The following is a 3,468-nucleotide window of genomic DNA, read 5'->3' on the forward strand; positions in this document are numbered from 1 at the left end:
GGGGGCGGCGGGGCGGGGCGCCCCCCCCCCGCCCAGTCGCGAGCGATCGAGATCATCCTGCACGACCCCCATCCGACCCGTCGGCTTCGCCGCCGGGCCACCTTCCCCCAAGGGGGAAGGACAAGAGCCCCCGCCATCGACGTCTGTGGCATGGAAGCAGCCCTCCGGAGAGGCATGACAACCGGAGGCGCTCTCCGATGACGACCGCCGTCCCCCTCGTCGGCGCGGCCCGCCCCGGCCTCATGGGCCGCCTCGCGGCGGGCAATGCGTTGCCGATCCTCGTCGTCGTGGCCGCGATCTTCGCGATCTGGTACGTCGCGGCGATTCTGATGAATTGGCAGGGCGTCAGCGAGCGGCTCGCGCGGGCCGGGCAGAGCGCGACGACGGTCGAGCTCGTGCTCCTCACCATGGAATCCGATCGCCCGCTTCTGCCCGCGCCGCACCAGATCCTCGCCGAGCTCCAGCGGACGGTCCTCGAGGTCGCGCCGACCTCGCGGCGCTCGCTCGTCTTCCACGCGACGGAGACCATCTCGGCGACGCTCGTCGGCTTCGCGATCGGCGCGCTGCTCGGTATCCTGATCGCGGTCGGCATCGTGCACATGCGCACGCTCGAGAAGAGCCTGATGCCGTGGGTGATCTCCTCGCAGACCGTGCCGATCCTCGCGATCGCGCCGATCATCGTCGTGGTGCTCGGCTCGATGGGCATCCGCGGGATCCTGCCCAAGGCGATCATCTCGGCCTATCTCTGCTTCTTTCCCGTGGCGATCGGCATGGTGAAGGGGCTCTCCGCGCCCGATTTCCTGCAGCGCGACCTGATGCGCACCTACAGCGCCAGCGGCTGGCAGACCTTCTGGAAGCTCAAGGTGCCGACCTCGCTGCCCTATCTCTTCGCGAGCCTGAAGGTCGCGGTGGCGATCTCGCTCGTCGGCGCCATCGTCGCCGAATTGCCGACGGGCGCGCAGGCGGGGCTTGGCGCGCGGCTCCTCGCCGGCTCCTATTTCGGGCAGACGATCCAGATCTGGTCGGCGCTCGTGATGGCGGCGATCTGCGCGGCGCTGCTCGTCGTGGCGGTGGGGCTCGTCGAGCGCGTGGTCATGCGCCTGATGGGAGGCCGCACGTGAGCACGCTCGCCGACCGCCGCTCCGTGCAAAAGGGCTTCTTCGCCCGCCGCCTCGCCTCGCCGGCCAAGGTCGCCTGGCTGATCGCGCTCACCTGGGTCGGCTGCGTCTACGCGCTGATGATGGTCCACGGCCCGGACGTCGCGGGACGGGCGGGGGGCGGGTTCTGGGCGCTCGTCGCGGCCCTCTGGGCGGTGGCGACGCTCGCCGTCGGCGCGCTCGCGGCGATGGAGCCGCGCTCGAAGGCCGGGCGGCTCGCGATCGATCTCCTCACGCCCTTCCTCTTCGGCGCGTTCCTGCTCTTCCTCTGGGAGGTGCTGGTGGTGGGGCTCGGCGTGCCGCGCGCGCTGATGCCGGCGCCGTCGGCCGTCTACGAGCGCTTCGTCTCCTCGCTCCACATCCTGCGCGCGGATTTCGTGCAGACCTTCGTCAAGGGCGTGCTGACGGGCTACGTCATGGGCTGCACGGCGGGGTTCGCGGTCGCGATCCTCGCCGACCGGGTGCCCTTCCTCGGCCGCGGGCTCCTGCCGGTGGGGAATTTCGTCGCGGCGCTGCCGATCATCGGCATCGCGCCCATCATGGTGATGTGGTTCGGCTTCGATTGGCAGTCCAAGGCCGCCGTCGTCGTGGTGATGACCTTCTTCCCCATGCTCGTGAACACGGTCGCGGGCCTGCGCGAGGCGGGGCGGCTCGAGCGCGACCTGATGCGCTCCTACGCGGCGGGTTATTGGCCGACGCTGATCAAGCTGCGGCTGCCGGCGGCCATGCCCTTCGTGTTCAATGCGCTCAAGATCAATTCCACGCTCGCGCTGATCGGGGCCATCGTCGCCGAGTTCTTCGGCACGCCGACGGTCGGCATGGGCTTTCGCATCTCGGCCGAGGCGGCGCGTCTCGGCCTCGACATGGTCTGGGCCCAGATCGCGCTCGCCGCGATCGCGGGCTCCACCTTCTACGGTCTCGTCGCGCTCGCCGAGCGCGCCGCGACCTTCTGGCATCCGTCGGTCCGCAAGAAATAGGGGAAGCGGGCCGCGGGAGAGTGGAGGAGAGAAAAGATGAAGAGGACCTTGGTCACGGGCGCGGTCGGTCTCGGGCTCATCGTCGGGATGGCCGGCGGCGCCGCCGCCGCGGATGCGGTCACGCTGCAGCTGAAATGGGTCACGCAGGCCCAGTTCGCCGGCTATTACGTCGCCCTCGAGCGCGGCTATTTCGAGGAGGAGAACCTCGACGTCACCATCAATCCGGGCGGCCCGGACATCGCGCCCCCGCAGCTGATCGCCGGCGGCGGGGCCGACGTCATCGTCGAGTGGATGCCCGCGGCGCTCGCCGCCCGCGAGCGCGGCGTGCCGCTCGTCAACATCGCCCAGCCCTTCAAGCGCTCGGGCATGATGCTGACCTGCCGCGAGGACACGGGCATCGCCTCGCCGGAGGACTTCGCCGGCCGCACGCTCGGCGTCTGGTTCGCCGGCAACGAATATCCCTTCCTCGCCTGGATGGCCTCGCTCGGCCTCTCGACCGACGGCGGTCCGGAGGGCGTCACCGTCCTGCGCCAGGGCTTCAACGTCGATCCGCTGATCCAGGGCCAGGCGGATTGCATCTCGACGATGATCTACAACGAATATTGGCAGGTCATCGACGCCGGCTTCACGCCCGACCAGCTCGTCGTCTTCCCTTACGAGGACCAGGGCGTCTCGACGCTCGAGGACGGGCTGTGGGTCGACGAGAACCGGCTCGAGGATCCCGAATTCGTCGACAAGATGGCCCGCTTCGTGCGCGCCTCGATGCGCGGCTGGGATTGGGCGCGCGAGAATCCGGAAGAGGCCGCGATGATCGTGCTCGAATTCGACGCGACCGGCGCCCAGACCGAGGAGCATCAGATCCGCATGATGGGCGAGATCGCCAAGCTCCTCGACACCGGCTCGGGCCGCCTCGACCCGGCCGATTTCGACCGCACCGTCGAGACGCTGCTCGCGTCCGGCGGCGACAGCCCGGTCATCACGGCGGCCCCGACCAACGCCTGGACCCACGCGGTCGTCGACGCCGCGGGTCTCTGATCGCAGGGAGAAGGGAGGGGGCGGACACGCTCCCTCCCCATCCCTCCCCGGAGGGGAGGGTGGCCCCTGGAGCGTCAGCGACAGGGGTCGGGTGGGGCCCGGGTGGAGATCGTACTCCATGCTACGGGCCCCACCCGGCCTTTCTCGCTTGCGCTCGATAGTCCACCCTCCCCTCCGGGGAGGGTCGGGCGCCAAAAATCCCTCCCCGGAGGGGAGGGTGGCCCCTGGAGCGTCAGCGACAGGGGTCGGGTGGGGCCCGGGTGGAGATCGTACTCCGCGCGTCGGGCCCCACCCGGCCT

3 protein-coding genes are annotated in these 3,468 nt (G+C 70.1%); all 3 read left to right on the forward strand.

Translation table 11 applies throughout. The features are described 5' to 3' along the window. Positions 1–242 precede the first annotated feature (242 nt). The 3 genes from ACK4UM_RS20855 (at position 243) to ACK4UM_RS20865 (ending at position 3,169) form a co-directional block, all read left to right on the forward strand. Entirely contained in the window at positions 243–1,121 is an 879-nt protein-coding gene (locus ACK4UM_RS20855; protein ID WP_409802970.1) for an ABC transporter permease, read from the forward strand. Between the two features lie 80 nt (positions 1,122–1,201). Beyond that, positions 1,202–2,134 (forward strand): ABC transporter permease, encoded by a 933-nt coding sequence (locus tag ACK4UM_RS20860; protein WP_409802974.1) that lies wholly within the window; start codon positions 1,202–1,204, stop codon positions 2,132–2,134. A 36-nt stretch (positions 2,135–2,170) separates the two neighbouring features. Further along, complete coding sequence (locus ACK4UM_RS20865; RefSeq protein WP_409802967.1) at positions 2,171–3,169, forward strand: ABC transporter substrate-binding protein; 999 nt, start codon at positions 2,171–2,173, stop codon at positions 3,167–3,169. Positions 3,170–3,468: the final 299 nt, after the last annotated feature.

Source organism: Salinarimonas sp., from assembly GCF_046292825.1.
Classification (GTDB): domain Bacteria; phylum Pseudomonadota; class Alphaproteobacteria; order Rhizobiales; family Beijerinckiaceae; genus Salinarimonas.

Excerpts from the sequence above, each read along its gene's own strand:
- ACK4UM_RS20855 (WP_409802970.1), top strand. The coding sequence starts at position 243 with ATGGGCCGCCTCGCGGCGGGCAATGCGTTGCCGATCCTCGTCGTCGTG.
- ACK4UM_RS20865 (WP_409802967.1), top strand. The coding sequence starts at position 2,171 with ATGAAGAGGACCTTGGTCACGGGCGCGGTCGGTCTCGGGCTCATCGTC.